Raw genomic sequence first — 15,413 nt, forward strand, 5'->3', positions numbered from 1 at the left:
CAGCTGGCCGGTCCGGCTTCAACTGACGTCTGTCACCCCATCACATGCCGACCGGCCCCGCAGCCCTTCGCCCCACGACCGACAGCGCCTTGACAGCCCCGGAACGGCTCGCGGCCGGATTGTGCCGGTCTGGCCGACTCGGCCGAACAGCTCCTCCCCCGCTGCCCCGTGAACTTCCCTCGGGGCACCGCGTCTTCGGGTCCGGGCCTGGCCGTTCGCGGGTCGGCCGTCCGCCCGGCGTGCGGCCCGGCGCCGAGCGATGGGGCGCGTCCTCCGGTCGGAGAACGCGCCCCATCGAGGTCCCTCGGGCAGGTGTGGCGTCGGGGACGCCTGCGCAGAGTCGTTACTGCAACGGCGGAGTCGTTACTGCAACGGCTTCACAGGGCCACGCCGAGGAGCGCGTCCACGGCGCGCGACACCACGCCGGGCGCGCTCTCGTCCGTACCGCCCCGCTCCTGCTGGAGGGCGGCCCAGCGGTCGACCGCGGCGAGCGCGGTGGGCGCGTCCAGGTCGTGCGCGAGGGCCTCGCGGATCTCCTCGACCAGCGCCTCCGCGGGCGGTCCGTCGGGCCGGGAGACGGCGGCGCGCCACCGGTCGAGCCGGGCCACGGCGTCCCGGAGCACCTGGTCGGTCCACTCCCAGTCGGACCGGTAGTGGTGGGCGAGGAGCGCGAGCCGTATCGCGGCCGGGTCGACCCCGTCGCGGCGCAGCGCGGAGACGAAGACCAGGTTCCCCTTGGACTTCGACATCTTCTCGCCGTGCAGCGCCACCATGCCGGCGTGGACGTACGCCTTGGCCATGGGGAACTCGCCGGTCAGCGCCTGCGCGTGGGAGGCGCCCATCTCGTGGTGCGGGAAGGCGAGGTCGGAGCCGCCGCCCTGGACGTCGAAGCCCATGCCGAGATGGTCGAGGGCGATGGCGACGCACTCGATGTGCCAGCCGGGGCGGCCGCGGCCGAGGGAGCCGCCGTCCCAGCTGGGCTCGCCCTCGCGTGCGGCCATCCAGAGCATGGGGTCGAGGGGGTTCTTCTTGCCCGGCCGGTCCGGGTCGCCACCGCGCTCGGCGGAGAGCAGGCGCATCGTGGCGGCGTCCAGGCGGGAGACCTTGCCGAAGTCGGGGTCGGACTCGACGGAGAAGTAGATGTCCCCTTCGAGTTCGTACGCGGCGCCGGAGTCACGGAGCCGCTCGACGAGCGGAATGATGCCGGGGATGGCCTCGACCGCGCCGATGTAGTGGCGGGGCGGGAGCATCCGCAGGGCGGTCATGTCCTCGCGGAAGAGGGCGGTCTCCTTCTCGGCGAGGGCCACCCAGTCGATGGCGTCGCGCTCGGCCCGCTCCAGCAGGGGGTCGTCGACGTCCGTCACGTTCTGGACGTAGTGAACCTGCCGCTTGGTGTCGAGCCACACACGCTGAACGAGGTCGAACGCGTTGTAGGTCGCCGCGTGACCCATGTGGGTCGCGTCGTACGGCGTGATGCCGCAGACGTAGATACGGGCGACGGGACCGGGGTCAAGGGTGATGAGCCCATCGGTCGCGGTGTCGTGGATCCGAAGGTCGCGGCCCTTGCCGGGCAGGGCGGGGACCTCAGAAGCGGGCCAGGCATGCATGCCACGAGCCTAACCCGATCGCCGCGTTGCCATGCGGGGCCCTCCGGGGGTTCGGCCGGTCGCCCGGTGGCTCGGGGGTACGGGCTGTCGCGCGAGTGCCGCCAGGCGGGTGGGCCGCCTGCCGACTCGGGGGTTCGGGCTGTGCGGCGACTGCCGCCGGGATGTGGCTGATCGCGCAGTTCCCCGCGCCCCTGACGGGGCGCGCCTCAGACCGGGGGCCAGGGGATCGCCGGCCACTCGCCGCTCGGCTCCGGGTGGCGTCCGCTCTTCAGCAGCGCGGCGACCCGCTCCCGTGTCGCGTCCAGCTCGGCCGGTGTGATCAACGCGACGAGCTTCTCGGCCAGCGCCCCGCCCTCGCCGAGCGCGTCCCGCAGCCGCTCCAGCACGCCCACGGCCTCGTCCGTGAGCGGCTCCCCCGCCCAGCCCCAGAGCAGTGTCCGCAGCTTGTTCTCGACGTTGAAGGTCACTCCGTGGTCGATGCCGTAGAGCCGCCCCTCGGCGGCGGGCAGAAGGTGCCCGCCCTTGCGGTCGGCGTTGTTGACGACCGCGTCGAGGACCGCGAGCCGCCGCAGCCGCTGGTCGTCGGCGTGCACGAGGAGCGCGGTCTCGCCCTCCCCGACCTCCGCGAAGCCGACGGCCTTCCAGCCCTCCCCGGCCTCCTCGCCCTCGACGAGGGCCAGCAGCTCGGATCCGGGCGCGCCCTCGATCCACAGCTGGCACATGCCCTGCCCGTACGGCCCGTCGCGCAGGACGGTGGGCGGGACCAGCCCCCAGCCGGTCGCCTCGGACACCTCGTACGCGGCGACCTCCCGCTGTGCGAGCGTCCCGTCGGGGAAGTCCCACAGGGGCCGCTCCCCGGCGACGGGCTTGTAGACGCAGGCGGCTTCCCGGCCGTCGAGCGAGACCGTGCAGTACAGCACCGCGTTGGACGCCTCCCGCACCTGTCCGCGCACGGTCAGCTCGCCCTCGGCCAGCAGCCGGACCGACGGCTCGGCCGGGGTGGGCGACAGCTCGGCGGAGGAGGTCACTCCCCGCGCCGGTATCCGTTCTGGCGCGGACATACGTGTCCTTCCGGGTCGAGCGGCAGACTGCACAGCGGGCACGGCGGCCGCCCCGCGTTGACGACGTCGAGGGCGCGCTTGGCGAAGGCCCGGGCCTGGGAGCCGGTGAGGCGGACGCGGAGCATCGGCGGGCCGTTCTCCTCGTCCTGGAGCATCCGCTCCTCCGCCTCGGCCAGGTCCTCCTCGGAGTCGGCGTCCAGCTCGACCAGGGCCTGGGCCTCGACGATCATCCGCTCCTCGTCGCCGTCCCAGGCCAAGGCCATGGTGCCGACCCGGAACTCCTCCTCGACGGGGGTCTCCAGCGGTGCCGTGTCGGACACCTCGGTGGGGGCGACGGCCGGCACCGCGGCGTTGCCGCCGCTGCGCCGCACGACCTCGTCCAGCAGTTCGTCCATGCGCTCGGCGAGCGCGGCGACCTGGGTCTTCTCCAGGGCGACGCTGGTGACGCGCTGCCCCGAGGAGGCCTGCAGGAAGAAGGTACGGCGCCCGGGCAGCCCGACCGTACCGGCCACGAAGCGGTCCGGGGGGTCGTAGAGGAACACCTGACGGGACACGTCCTGTCTCCATTGGAATCGACGTCGGGACCGGCCGCGTCGGCTGCTGAGAAGGTTCAGCGCCGCCGCGACCGCTTCACCCTACTGCGGTTGACGATCACGGTGCCCCCGCACCGCCCCCCACGGTCGCGTCACCGCTCGGGGGCTCCTCGCGCGGCGCCAGGGACGAGAAGTCCCCGGTGTCGCCGAGACGGACGAGAAACGGCCTGAGTCGGGTGTAACGGATCGCGGTGATGGAACACGGTTCGACAGAGATCCGCTGGAAGAGGTCCAGATGAAGTCCGAGTGCGTCCGCGACGAGCGACTTGATGATGTCGCCGTGCGAGCACATCACGAACACGGCGTCCGCGCCGTGGTCGCGCTCCACGCGCGCGTTCCACTCCCGGACCGCCTCCGCGGCCCGGTGCTGCATGGCCCGCATCGACTCGCCGCCCGGGAACGCGGCGGCCGTCGGATGCGTCTGGACGACCTGCATCAGCGGTTCGTCGTTCAGCTCGGCGAGCTTGCGGCCGGACCAGTCGCCGTAGTGGCACTCGCCGATCCGCTCGTCGGTGTGGGGGACGAGGCCGGGCCGGCTGTCGAGCAGCGGCCGGATCGTCTCCTGGCAGCGCTGGAGCGGGCTGGTGACGACCTCGGCGATCGGCAGCCCGGCGAGGCGGCCGGGCAGCGCCGCGGCCTGCGCGGCGCCTCGCTCGTCGAGCGCGACCCCGGGCGTCCACCCGGCGAGCACGCCCTCGGTGTTGGCGGTGGAACGTCCGTGCCGGACGAGGATCAACGTGGGCATGCGCCCCAGCCTAGACGCCTGCCCGACGACCTCCCCCGGCCCTGTGGACAAGGCCCCGCGAAAGGAAACTCCCCGTGATCGTCGACTGCGCCGTCTACCGCGACGGGCACCGCATCGAGGGCCCCGACGACCTCTCCGACGCCCTGGCCGCCGCCCGTGCCTCCGGCGGCTTCGTGTGGATCGGCCTGCACGAGCCGTCGGAGAAGGAGTTCGCCCTGGTCACCGAGGAGTTCGCGCTGCATCCGCTGGCCGTGGAGGACGCCCTGAAGGCCCACCAGCGGCCGAAGCTGGAGGTGTACGACGACTCGCTGTTCATGGTCCTCAAGCCGGTCGTGTACGAGCCGTCCAGTGACACCGTGACCTCCGGCGAGGTGATGGTCTTCCTCGGCCACGCCTTCGTCGTGACCGTCCGCCACGGCAAGGGCTCACCGCTGGGCGTCGTACGCCGTCGTCTGGAGCGGGAGCCCGAACTGCTCGGCAAGGGGCCCACGTCGGTGCTGTACGCGATCACGGACGCCACCGTCGACCACTATCTGGAGGTGGCGACCGAGCTCCAGACCGACCTGGAGGAGTTGGAGACGGAGGTCTTCTCCCCCGACCTCGGCGGCTCACGGAACACGGCGTCCAGGATCTACACCTTCAAACGCCAGGTCCTGGAGTTCCGCCGGGCCACCGGCCCGCTCGCCGCACCGCTCGCCCGGCTCTCGGGCACCGGCACCTCCACCCTCGCGGTGCCCTTCGTCGAGGAGAAGGCCCAGCCGTTCTTCCGTGACGTCAACGACCACCTCACCCGCGTCAACGAGTCCGTCGAGGGGCTGGACCGGCTGGTCTCCGACATCCTCTCCGCGCATCTGGCGCAGATGAGCGTCCGCCAGAACGACGACATGCGGAAGATCTCCGCCTGGGCGGCGATGGCCGCGATCCCGACCATGGCCGCCGGCGTCTACGGCATGAACTTCGAGCACATGCCCGAACTGCGCTGGGTGTGGTCCTACCCGGCGCTGATGGCCCTGATGGTCATGACGGAGGTGCTGGTGTACCGGCTCTTCAAGCGCCGCGGCTGGCTGTAGCGAGCGAACGCCCCGTGCCGCCGTCGCCCGTGCCGTACGCGCGCGAGGGCGGACCGTCCGCCCGTGCCGTACGCGCGCGTGGGCGGACCGTGCGGCTCCACGCGCGCGTGACGGGTGTGCCGAGGTGCTCAGGCGAACTCGGGGGCGGCAGTAGCCGGTCCGCCCAGTGCGTCACGGCGTTCCGGCATCGCCAGGGTCACCATGCGGCGCCAGCCGACGGCCCGCTCGTACGCGTACACGGCGTGGATACCGGCGGCGAGGACGGCCGCCTTCGCCCTGGGCCAGCCGAGGACGCGCCCCATCCGGTCCATCACGGCCAGGCTGACGTCCCGGTAGACGGCGATCTCCGCGAGGGCGCACTCGCGCAGGGTCCGCTGGATCAGACGGCCGTGTCCGGCGGCCGCGTAGCGCAGCAGTTCCTCGTGGGTGTAGGCGAGGTGGTTGTCCTCGTCGTCGGAGATCATCCGGACGGCCTTGCCCATCTCGGGGTGGTCCGCGAAGTGCTTGCGGAGCATCACCATCTGGTCGGAGGCGCGCTGTTCGGTGACCCGGCTGTGGGACAGGTAGACGATGACGTCCCGCAGCGTGAGGGCCTGGTCGGCCTTGAGCTTCTCGTGCGCGAGACCGATGCCACGGCGTTCGAGGAGCATGGTGTAGTCGGTCTCGGGCGGGACCTCCACCGGCTGGAGGCCGCGCTTCTTCATCAGGGCGTTGAAGATCCGCCCGTGCTTGTCCTCGTCGGCACCGTGACGGGTGATCTTCGGTGCGAGCGCGCGCTCGCTCTGCGGGACGAGCGCGGCGATGCGCGCGTTCTCCCAGCCGCCCTGTGTCTCGCCGCTGGCGGCGATGGAACAGAACAGCCGGAACGACTCGTCGTTGTCGACGATCTCCTGGAAGAGACTCTTGGCCGAAAGCATCTGAGGCACCTCTCTGCAGGGGTCCTGGCAGGGGTCCTGCAGAAAACGAGTCAAATGGGGTACCAGGAGCCGGGCAACAGCTGTGTCGGACAAATCCGCCGAACGAAGGATGCCGGGGCGGCGCGAACGCGTAACCGAGCGGGTACCGCCGCGTTGTCCTCCGTGACGGCCGTGGCGGGGAAGACCCCCGAGCCCCCACCACGGCCGCGGAACTTTCCCGGCCCCCGGTCCGGCCGATTCCGGCCGGTTCCGCCGCGCGCCGGCCGCTGCTCCGTTCGGGTTACGCGAGCCCGGCCAGCTCCATGGCCTCGGTGCCGGCCCGGAGCGAGGCGATCCGCTCGTCCAGGGTGAAGCCCGCCGGGGCGAGGGTGAGGGTGGTGACGCCGGCCTCGGCGTAGGCCTTCATCCGGTCGGCGATGCGCTCCACGGAACCGAGCAGCGTCGTCTGGTCGATCAGCTCGTGCGGAATCGCCGCCGCGGCGCCCGCCTTGTCGCCGGCCAGGTACTTGTCCTGGATCTCGGCGGCCTCCTTCTCGTACCCCATGCGCTGGGCGAGCTGGTTGTAGAAGTTCTGCTTGCGGCTGCCCATGCCGCCGACGTACAGCGCGGTGTACGGGCGGAAGGTGTCGGCGAGCGTGGTCACGTCCTTGTCGTCGCCGACGGCGAGGGGCAGGGTCGGGCAGACGTCGAACCCGTCGAGGGTCTTGCCGGCCTTCTCCCGTCCCGCCCGCAGGTACTTGATCGCCGTGTCCTCCAGGTGCGCGGCGGAGGGGAAGATCAGCAGGGCGCCGTCGGCGATCTCGCCGGTCTGCTCCAGGTTCTTCGGGCCGATCGCGGCGATGTACAGCGGGATGTGCTCACGAGTGGGGTGCACGGTCAGCTTCAGCGGCTTGCCGGGGCCGCCGGGCAGCGGCAGCGTCCAGTGCTCGCCCTCGTGGGACAGGCGCTCCCGGGTCATCGCCTTGCGGACGATCTCCACGTACTCGCGGGTGCGGGCGAGGGGCTTGTCGAACTTGACCCCGTACCAGCCCTCGGAGACCTGCGGCCCTGAGACGCCGAGGCCGAGCCGGAAGCGGCCGCCGGAGAGCGAGTCCAGCGTCGCGGCGGTCATCGCGGTCATCGCGGGCTGGCGCGCCGGGATCTGGAAGATGGCCGAGCCCACGTCGATGCGGTCGGTCTTGGCGGCGACCCAGCTGAGGACGGTGGCGGCGTCGGAGCCGTACGCCTCCGCGGCCCAGCACACCGCGTACCCCAGCCGGTCGGCCTCCTGGGCCACGGCCAGGTTGTCCCCGTCCATTCCGGCACCCCAGTAGCCGAGGTTGATCCCGAGCTTCATAGAGACCGCCTTCCCTTACCCATCGGTAACGTCCGTGTTTCCGCCGACCCTACCCTTGCGCTCCGCTGAGGGGGCGGGGGAGCTCGGGAGGCTGAGGTTGTCTGGCGAGCGCGGGTCGGTCGTGGTTGCTCGCGCAGTTCCCCGCGCCCCTGAAAGGCCTGCGGCCTTTCGGCATCGGCCCGCAACTGCCAAATCGGTTATCCACAGGCCGCCACGTGACCAACCGTGGCCAGTAATGTCGGCGTTCATGGAGCAGAGGCATCTCGGCCGTACCGGCCTGCGCGTGTCCCGGATCGGGCTCGGCACCCTGACGTGGGGCCGTGACACGGACGAGCACGACGCCGCGGACATGTTGAAGGTGTTCTGGGAGGCGGGCGGCAACCTCGTGGACACGGCCGACGTGTACGGGGACGGCGAAGCGGAGTATCTGCTCGGGCAGTTGATGGCCGGCCTGGTGCCCCGCCGCGACCTGGTCATCTCCACGAAGGCCGGCAGCGTCCCCGACCCCGACCGCCGCTTCGACGGCTCCCGGGGCCACTTGCTCGCCGCCCTGGACGCCTCCCTCGCCCGCCTCGGCACCGACTACGTCGACCTCTGGCACATCCACGCCTACGACCCCGAGACGCCGCTCGACGAAACGCTCCAGGCCCTCGACCTGGCCGTCAGCAGCGGTCGCGCCCGGTACGTCGGGGTCTCCAACTTCTGCGGCTGGCAGCTCGCGAAGGCGGCCACCTGGCAGCTCGCGGCCCCCGGTATACGCACCCGCCTCGCCAGTACGCAGCTGGAGTACTCCCTGCTGCAACGCGGCGTCGAGCGCGAGGTGCTGCCCGCCGCGCTGGACCTGGGCATCGGTCTGCTCCCCTCGTCACCGTTGGGGCGCGGTGTGCTGACCGCCAAGTACCGCCACATCACGCCCCCCGACTCGCGGGGCGGCTCCGAGCACATGGCGCCGTTCGTCGCGCCCTACCTCGACGAGACGGCGACCAGCATCGTGGAGGCGGTGCAGACCGCCGCGGACGGTCTCGCCGTGACCCCGCTCCAGGTGGCCCTCGCCTGGGTGCGCGACCGGCCTGGCGTGGCCGCGCCCGTCGTGGGCGCGCGCAACGCGCTGCAGCTCACGGGGGCATTGTCAGTGGAGAGCCTTAGTCTTCCTGACGAGATCTGCCGGGCGCTCGACGACGTGTCGGCGCCCGTGCACCGCTATCCCGATCACGACTGGAGCACGCTGTGAGCACGGAGCCCTCGACCACGGGGACGGACGAGCCGGGAGGACGGGGCGACGCGACGGCCTCCGAGGCGCCCGACGACGCGACCGCCGGGGGCACTCCGGAAGGCTCCGCCGACGACGCCGGCACTGCCGAGACCGCCGAGACGCCCGAGACCGCTTCCGAGGCCGCGTCCGAAGCCGTGCCCGAGACCGCTTCCGGGGCCGCCTCCGAGACCGCGGCCGAAGTCTCCGAGGCCCAGGCCGAGTTGGCGGCTCAGCGGCTGGAGCGGGAGCGGATCGAGAAGCGCAAGGCGGAGAAGAAGACACCGGTCACCAGCGGGACCAAGCTCAGCGGGACGGCCGCCGATCTGCTGGCCGCCGTGCGGGCCGTGGAGGGCGGCCGGAAGCCCACGGCCACCGTCTTCGACGAGCCGGAGCCCGCGCCCCGTCGGCCCGCGCAGGAACCGGCGCGGCGACCGCGGCCCGTGGCGCCCCCGGCCGGCGCGGCGGCGCCCTCCGGCGAGACGGTCGAGGCGGTGCGCGCGGTACTGACCGAGGGCGGTGCTCCCGAGGCGCTGGTGCCGCAGGTCGCGGAGGCGCTCGGCGAGGGCGCGGGCGCCCGGCTGCGGGAGGATCCCTGGCAGTTGCTGCGCGTCCCGGGTGTACGGCCGGAGCAGGCGGACGGCTTCGCGCGGGCCCTGCTCGGCACGGAGTGCCGCCCGGACGACGAGCGGCGGGGCCGGGCGGTCACCGTGTGGCTGCTGGAGCAGGCCGCCGTGGCCGGCCACACGGCGCTGGAAGCCCCGGCCCTGATCGCCGCGCTGGGTCAGCGCTCCGTCCCCGACCCCGACGAGGCCGTCCAGAGCACCGTGGCCGAGGGCGAGGCCCTGGTCTTCCAGGACGCGCTGGACGACGCCCCGTCCACGCCCCGGTCCGCCCCAGCCCCCACGCCGGCTTCCGCGAACGCCGGCTCCGGCTCCGAGGGGGACGGCGAGGACGATGAGGCGGAGGAGGAGCGCCCGGTCCGTGTTCTCATCGGTCTGGAGCGTTACGCCCTCGCCGAGGAGAGCCTCGCCGACGGCCTGGCCCGCGTCATGAACTCCCTGCCCAAGGACGGTCCGACCGACTGGGCCCCGGCAGCGGCGTCTGCACCGCGCTCTACGGCCGAGCTGATCCGCGCCGTCGCCGGACACAGCCTCGTGCTGCACACCGGCGGCGAGGCGGCCCGCGCGGAACCGGCGGCACTCGTCACGGCCGCCCGGACGCTCGGGCTACGGGCCTACGCGGCGACGCACAGCGCGGACGGCAGGCGCCGTTTCGCCGCACAGCTGTCCTCCGCCGATGCCGAGCCCGCCGAGGGGGCCGGCACCGTCGAGGGGGCCGAATCCGTGGTGACGACCCTCGCCGGGCTGCTGTCCGGCGCGGAGGGACCCGGCCGTGACGCGGAGGGTGCGCTCGCCCTGGACCTGCTCGTGGTGCTGGACGCTCCCCAGGTGGACGTCGAGACCGCCGCGCTGCTCGCCGAGTCGCTGCCCGACGGGTCCCGGCTGGTGCTCAGCGGCGACCCGGGGGTCCTCTGGTCCGCCGGGCCCGGCCGGGTCTTCGCCGACCTGCTCGCCGCCCGCGCCTGCCCGCAGGTGGCCTCGCGGACGCCCGACCCGGGTCCCATCGGCGAACTGGTCTCCGGCATCGGGATCGGCGAGCTGAACCAGGTCGACGCGCCCGGCAAGGAGGTCGTGATCGTGCCGGTGCGGGACGCCGGTGAGGCGGTGCACCGGACGGCGCAGCTCGTCGTGGACTCGGTGCCGAGGGCGTTCGGGATCCCCGCGGAGCAGGTGCAGGTGATCACCCCCGGTCATGGCGGCGCCGCCGGCACACGCGCGCTGAACGCCGCGCTCAAGGAGCGGCTGAACCCCGGTCCCGGCCGTTTCGGCGGCTTCGACCCGGGCGACCGTGTGGCCCACTCCCCCGCGCCGGGCCGCACGACGCCGGGCCGCGTGGTGAAGGCCGATGCCGAGGGGCTGCACCTGGAGTGCGCGGGCACGGCCGTCGTCGTACCGAAGGAGCGGGTCGAGCAGACCGTGCGGCACGGGTGGGCGCTGACCGCGCACCAGGCCGTGGGGCACCGGTGGCCGGCGGCGGTGGTGGTGCTGCCGGGTGACGCGGCGCAGGCCCTCACACGCCCCTGGGTCTACACGGCCTTCGGCCGCGCCGAGCGGCACCTGTCCGTGGTGCACGGGGTGGAGCAGGCCCTGCCCCGCGCGGTCGCCGAGGTCCCGCCGAAGCCCCGCACGACCCGGCTGCCGGCGCTGCTCAAGGCCCAGGTGCCGTCGGCCGATTGAGGCGCCGCCCGACAACGGACGCGCGCCCCTGGGGCGGCCCGCAGGGCCGTCTTCCAGGGGCGCGGGGAACTGCGCGAGCAACCACATGCGACCCGAGGCCGCCCGACGACGGAAAGCCCCGAGCCAGGGGGCGTTCCCGGCCACAGGGCCCCGCCGTGGACCCCTACCGGTCCACGTCCAGCGGCTCCAGATCCTCGTCCTCGTCCAGCTCCGTGACGAGCGTGACGTCGTCGTCCAGGTCGTCGTCGTCCGGCTCGTCGTCGAAGACCGCGCTGACGTCGAAGCGGCAGACGGTCAGCTGGGTGTCGACCCCTTCGAAGGGGGCCTCCAGCCACTCCCCGGGCTCGGCGGCGTCGTCCGCGGCGGTCACCCAGAGCGTGGAGTCGCCCTCCTCCAGGCCGAACTCCTTGTGCCGGGAGGCGATCTCGTCCGGTTCGAACTCGCCGAACAGCACACCCAGGGCGCCGAGCACGGTGCTCGCCGCCCCCTCGGAGGCGGTCGGCTCCTCGGCCGCCTCCACGCGCTGTGCCTGTGCCAGCAGCCGCTGCGGCTCGCCCACCGTGTAGTCGCGGCGGATCAGCACACTGAGCGCGCCGGGCTCGTCGGGGCCGATGTACGGCGGCCTGTCCTCGGTGCCGGGGATCTCGAAGGGAGTGACCTCGTCATAGCGGTCGTAGAGCAGTTCGTCGTACTCCTCGGCGGCCGCGGCCAGCTCGTTGAACGCCTCGTAGACGGCCGGGTCGTCCTCCCCCGACCGGCGTTCGACCGCGGCCAGGTGGCGGTCGAGCGCGGTCTTGACCGCCTCGGCGGCGGCGCGTACCTCGGCAGCGGTGGGCTGCGCAGCATCAGACATAGTGCAGACGCTATCCGTACCGGGCCCCAGCCCGCACAATAGATACCGATGCCGGAATACGAATTTGTCGACGTGTACGTACCGCGCGGGGTCTCCCGCAAGGACGCCACACGCCTGCTGACGGACCATGCCGAGTACGGACACTGGGAGTTGGACCGACTGAGCCTGCTGCGTGACGGCAGCCGCAGGGTGCGGTTGCGCCGACGGATCATCCGCCAGGTGCGCGCCACATGGTGAGCGGGCGCGACGGAACGGAGCGGGCCCCGCTGGTGCGGGGCCCGCTCCGTTCGGTGGACGCCCGGGCCGGTTACAGCGCGGCGGCCCGTGCCTTGCGGTAGATCAGGGCGCCGCCGATCAGTGCGCCCGCGCCCACGGGGAGCATCAGCCCCAGGGGAAGGTCGCCGCCGGTCTGGGCGAGCTGCGCGGCACCGTCGGGCTGGGTGACGGTCTGCGTACCCGGGGTGTTGCTGTCACCGCCGGGGACCTCGCCGCCGGGGCCGCCCGGCCGGTCGGGCTTGCTCGGCGCCTGCGGGGACGCCTCCTCGGAGTCGCCCGGCGGGTTCTGCGGGCCGCCCGGGTTCTCGTGCGCCCCTCCGCCGCCCGAGTTCCCGCAGTCGTCGGCCGCGACCCCGTTGCCGATGCCGATCACGCTGACGCTGTTGCCACACACGTTGACCGGCACGTGGACCGGAACCTGGATGTGGTTCCCGGAGGCCACCCCCGGCGAGTCACCGGTGTGACCGCCGGCGTGGGAGCCGCCGTACGACGGACCGTGGCCGTCGTCGCCGTAATCGCCGCCGTAACCGCCGCCGCCCGAGCCGTTCGCGCAGTCGTTGCCCACGGCGGTGTTGCCGACGCCGACCACGTTGACGCTGTTGCCGCACACGTTGACCGGCGCGTGCACCGGGGCCTGCACGACGTTGCCGGAGGCCACGCCCGGCGAGTCACTGGCGTGACCCCGGGCCTGGGAACCCCCGTGGGAGGAACCGCGGCCCTGGTCGCCGTGGCCGCCGCCGGCGTGCTTGCCGCCGCCGTTGGAACACTTGTTGCCGGCCGCGGGGTTGAGCAGCCCGACCACGTTCACCGTGTTGCCGCAGACGTTGACCTCGGCCTCCACCGGCGCCTGCACGGTGTTGCCGGAGAGCACGCCCGGGGAGTTGGTGGCGGAGCCCTGCGCGCCGGAGTCGGCGTGCGCCATGCCTCCGGCCGCGGCGAAGACCCCGGACGCGGCCGCCACCGTCATGAGGCCTTTGCGGGTGACCTGTCGCATTGCTGAATTACCTGCCTTAAGCCCTATGTTGTGATCTTGTACACCTTGTCGGGAGACCGAACGGCCCCGGAGTGCATGGCGCGCACTCCGGGGCCGACGGTTTGTTCAGACCCTCACCGGGTGAGGCACAACGTCACTTGTTGATGCAGGTGTTGCCGAAGGCGGGGTTCAGCAGCCCGATCACCGAGATCGTGTTGCCGCACACGTTCACGGGGACGTGAACCGGCACCTGGACGACGTTGCCGGACGCGACACCCGGGGAGCCGACGGCGGCACCCTGAGCCCCGGCGTCGGCGACGGCCAGACCCGCGCCCGCGAGAACCAGACCACCGGTGGCTGCCGCAGCGGCGACGACCTTCTTGAGCATTATTCCTCCTTGTTGGCAAAGCGACCCCAAGTAGCGAGTCGCATCACCTGTAACGAGGAGGGAGTAATGGAGCTACGAGCTTATGGTCGGATTCACTCGTCACGGTCGACCTTCGTACGCCCGGCCGAATTAAGTGCCGGACGGGCCAGGACGGATCAGGACGCGTCGATGAAGCGGTCGAGGACGCGCACACCGAACTTCAGGCCGTCCACCGGCACCCTCTCGTCGACGCCGTGGAACATGCCCGCGAAGTCCAGCTCCGGCGGCAGCTTCAGCGGCGCGAAGCCGAAGCCGCGGATGCCGAGGTCGTCGAAGGACTTGGCGTCCGTACCGCCGGAGAGCATGTACGGGACCGCCTTCGCGGCCGGGTCCTCGGCGAGCAGCGCCGACTGCATGGCGTCGACGATCGCCCCGTCGAAGGAGGTCTCCAGCGCCTTGTCGGAGTGCACGTCCTCACGCCGCACCTTCGGGCCGAGGATCTTGTCGAGGTCGGCGAGGAACTCCTCCTCGAACCCGGGCAGGAACCGTCCGTCGACATGCGCGGTGGCCTCGCCGGGGATGACGTTGACCTTGTAACCGGCGCCGAGCTGGGTGGGGTTGGCGGTGTTGCGCAGGGTCGCGCCGATGAGCTTGGCGATGCCACCCAGCTTGGCGAGGGTGCCCTCCATGTCCTCCGGGTCGAGCTCGGTGCCGAGCGCGTCGCCGAGTTCGTCGAGGAAGGCGCGGGTGGTCTTGGTGACCCGCACCGGGAACTGGTGGCGGCCCAGACGGGCGACGGCCTCCGACAGCTCGGTGATGGCGTTGTCGCGGTGGATCATCGAACCGTGGCCCGCCGTTCCGGCCACGGTCAGCTTCATCCAGTGCATGCCCTTCTCGGCCGTCTGGATCAGATAGAGGCGTCGCTGCTCGCTCACCGTGAACGAGAAGCCGCCGACCTCGCTGATCGCCTCACTGACACCCTCGAAGAGATCGGCATGGTTCTTCACCAGATGCTTCGCCCCGTACGTGCCGCCGGCCTCCTCGTCCGCGAGGAAGGCGAGCACGATGTCGCGCGGCGGCTTGCGGCCGCTGCGCATGCGGTCGCGGACGACCGCGAGCGTCATGGCGTCCATGTCCTTCATGTCGACCGCGCCGCGGCCCCACACACAGCCGTCCGCGACCTCGCCCGAGAACGGGTGGTGGGTCCAGTCCGCCGCGTTGGCCGGGACGACGTCGGTGTGGCCGTGGATGAGCAGCGCGGGCCGGGACGGGTCCTCACCCTCGATCCGGGCCACCGTGGAGGCGCGGCCCGGATGCGACTCGAAGATCCGCGGTTCCAGTCCCACCTCGGCGAGCTTCTCGGCGACGTACTCGGCGGCCACGCGCTCACCCGGGCCCGAGTGGTCGCCGAAGTTGCTGGTGTCGATGCGGATCAGCTCGCTGCAGAGGTCGACGACCTCGTCCTCGCCGGTCACGCGCCTGCCCGTGTCCGTCTCACTCACGCTGGTTCCTCCCGCTGTCGCTGCTGGTGGTTCCCCCTCATCCTCCTCCTGCCCCACCGCCCGCCCCAAGACCGGGACCGGCCCGTCACACGCCGTTCACGCCCGCCCGTCCCCGGGGACGGGGTGTGATCGGGGGCCCTCGAAAGCCTGGTAATGTTTCCTTCGTCGCCGCGAGGGAGACCCCGCGCGACAGACACCTTGTCCGGGTGGCGGAATGGCAGACGCGCTAGCTTGAGGTGCTAGTGCCCTTTATCGGGCGTGGGGGTTCAAGTCCCCCCTCGGACACACAGTGGCGAAGGCCGCGACCCTCGGGTCGCGGCCTTCGTGCGTTGACGGGGACGAAATGTGGGACATATCTCTCCGTGTTGGAGAAACCCCAGGTCACAGCCGCCCGATCGAACCCTGCGGGCCGCCGTCCGGATGCCCTCGCTTGGCCGTCACGACAGGCCGTAGTCACCCGAGCACTAGAGTATGGGGCTTGTTCGGCACCGGTACGGAAATATCCCCAGGCAGACCTGTGGCCCTCCGGCGCCCCCGGATGGTCCGGGTTCGAGAGGCGAGGAT

14 protein-coding genes and 1 tRNA gene are annotated in these 15,413 nt (G+C 72.2%); 5 read left to right on the top strand and 10 right to left on the bottom strand.

Going from position 1 to position 15,413, the window contains the following annotated elements; translation table 11 throughout:
- Positions 1 to 377 precede the first annotated feature (377 nt).
- The 4 genes from mshC to HW837_RS30055 all read right to left on the bottom strand — a co-directional run bounded on the left by mshC (position 378) and on the right by HW837_RS30055 (position 4,006).
- Positions 378 to 1,607, bottom strand: a complete 1,230-nt coding sequence (gene mshC, locus HW837_RS30040; RefSeq protein ID WP_093789410.1) for a cysteine--1-D-myo-inosityl 2-amino-2-deoxy-alpha-D-glucopyranoside ligase — start codon at positions 1,605 to 1,607, stop codon at positions 378 to 380.
- 206 nt (positions 1,608 to 1,813) lie between these two features.
- Complete coding sequence (locus tag HW837_RS30045) at positions 1,814 to 2,668, bottom strand: SCO1664 family protein (protein ID WP_177261794.1); 855 nt, start codon at positions 2,666 to 2,668, stop codon at positions 1,814 to 1,816.
- Positions 2,632 to 3,222 carry a DUF3090 domain-containing protein gene (locus tag HW837_RS30050; protein WP_045557063.1) on the bottom strand — a complete coding sequence of 197 codons (591 nt, stop codon included), beginning with the start codon at positions 3,220 to 3,222 and terminating at the stop codon, positions 2,632 to 2,634. Before HW837_RS30050 ends, HW837_RS30045 begins: the two co-directional genes overlap by 37 nt.
- 97 nt (positions 3,223 to 3,319) lie before the next feature.
- Complete coding sequence (locus HW837_RS30055; protein ID WP_093789411.1) at positions 3,320 to 4,006, bottom strand: histidine phosphatase family protein; 687 nt, start codon at positions 4,004 to 4,006, stop codon at positions 3,320 to 3,322.
- Positions 4,007 to 4,080: 74 nt separating this feature from the next.
- Here HW837_RS30055 and corA point away from each other — a divergent pair, with 74 nt between their 5' ends.
- A complete protein-coding gene (corA, locus tag HW837_RS30060) occupies positions 4,081 to 5,076 on the top strand; it encodes a magnesium/cobalt transporter CorA (protein WP_093789412.1) in 996 nt (331 codons plus the stop codon).
- A gap of 128 nt (positions 5,077 to 5,204) precedes the next feature.
- On the opposite strand, the gene HW837_RS30065 is transcribed toward corA, so the two are convergent.
- Complete coding sequence (locus HW837_RS30065; RefSeq protein WP_045557060.1) at positions 5,205 to 5,993, bottom strand: VOC family protein; 789 nt, start codon at positions 5,991 to 5,993, stop codon at positions 5,205 to 5,207.
- Positions 5,994 to 6,273: 280 nt separating this feature from the next.
- Positions 6,274 to 7,329, bottom strand: a complete 1,056-nt coding sequence (locus tag HW837_RS30070) for an LLM class F420-dependent oxidoreductase (protein ID WP_045557059.1) — start codon at positions 7,327 to 7,329, stop codon at positions 6,274 to 6,276.
- Between the two features lie 247 nt (positions 7,330 to 7,576).
- On the opposite strand from HW837_RS30070, the gene HW837_RS30075 reads away from it, so the two are divergent.
- A complete protein-coding gene (locus HW837_RS30075) occupies positions 7,577 to 8,560 on the top strand; it encodes an aldo/keto reductase (RefSeq protein ID WP_045557346.1) in 984 nt (327 codons plus the stop codon).
- Positions 8,557 to 10,878, top strand: coding sequence for a helix-hairpin-helix domain-containing protein (locus HW837_RS30080; protein WP_193380437.1), 2,322 nt, complete (start codon positions 8,557 to 8,559; stop codon positions 10,876 to 10,878). Before HW837_RS30075 ends, HW837_RS30080 begins: the two co-directional genes overlap by 4 nt.
- A gap of 163 nt (positions 10,879 to 11,041) precedes the next feature.
- Here the strand turns inward: HW837_RS30080 and HW837_RS30085 are convergent, their stop codons facing one another.
- Positions 11,042 to 11,731: a hypothetical protein gene (locus tag HW837_RS30085; protein ID WP_045557057.1), complete on the bottom strand. Its 690-nt coding sequence runs from the start codon at positions 11,729 to 11,731 to the stop codon at positions 11,042 to 11,044.
- Between the two features lie 48 nt (positions 11,732 to 11,779).
- On the opposite strand from HW837_RS30085, the gene HW837_RS30090 reads away from it, so the two are divergent.
- A complete protein-coding gene (locus tag HW837_RS30090; RefSeq protein WP_005485166.1) occupies positions 11,780 to 11,968 on the top strand; it encodes a DUF5703 family protein in 189 nt (62 codons plus the stop codon).
- Between the two features lie 70 nt (positions 11,969 to 12,038).
- On the opposite strand, the gene HW837_RS30095 is transcribed toward HW837_RS30090, so the two are convergent.
- The 3 genes from HW837_RS30095 to HW837_RS30105 form a co-directional block, all read right to left on the bottom strand.
- Positions 12,039 to 13,001 (bottom strand): chaplin, encoded by a 963-nt coding sequence (locus tag HW837_RS30095; protein WP_193380436.1) that lies wholly within the window; start codon positions 12,999 to 13,001, stop codon positions 12,039 to 12,041.
- Between the two features lie 133 nt (positions 13,002 to 13,134).
- Positions 13,135 to 13,368 (bottom strand): chaplin ChpH, encoded by a 234-nt coding sequence (chpH, locus tag HW837_RS30100; RefSeq protein ID WP_033531632.1) that lies wholly within the window; start codon positions 13,366 to 13,368, stop codon positions 13,135 to 13,137.
- Between the two features lie 155 nt (positions 13,369 to 13,523).
- Positions 13,524 to 14,849 (bottom strand): M20/M25/M40 family metallo-hydrolase, encoded by a 1,326-nt coding sequence (locus tag HW837_RS30105; protein ID WP_045557055.1) that lies wholly within the window; start codon positions 14,847 to 14,849, stop codon positions 13,524 to 13,526.
- A gap of 200 nt (positions 14,850 to 15,049) precedes the next feature.
- Between HW837_RS30105 and HW837_RS30110 the strand changes: the two genes are divergently transcribed.
- Positions 15,050 to 15,134, top strand: a tRNA-Leu gene (locus tag HW837_RS30110).
- Positions 15,135 to 15,413 lie beyond the last annotated feature (279 nt).

It is taken from the genome of Streptomyces caniscabiei (assembly GCF_014930365.1).
Lineage (GTDB): Bacteria > Actinomycetota > Actinomycetes > Streptomycetales > Streptomycetaceae > Streptomyces > Streptomyces caniscabiei.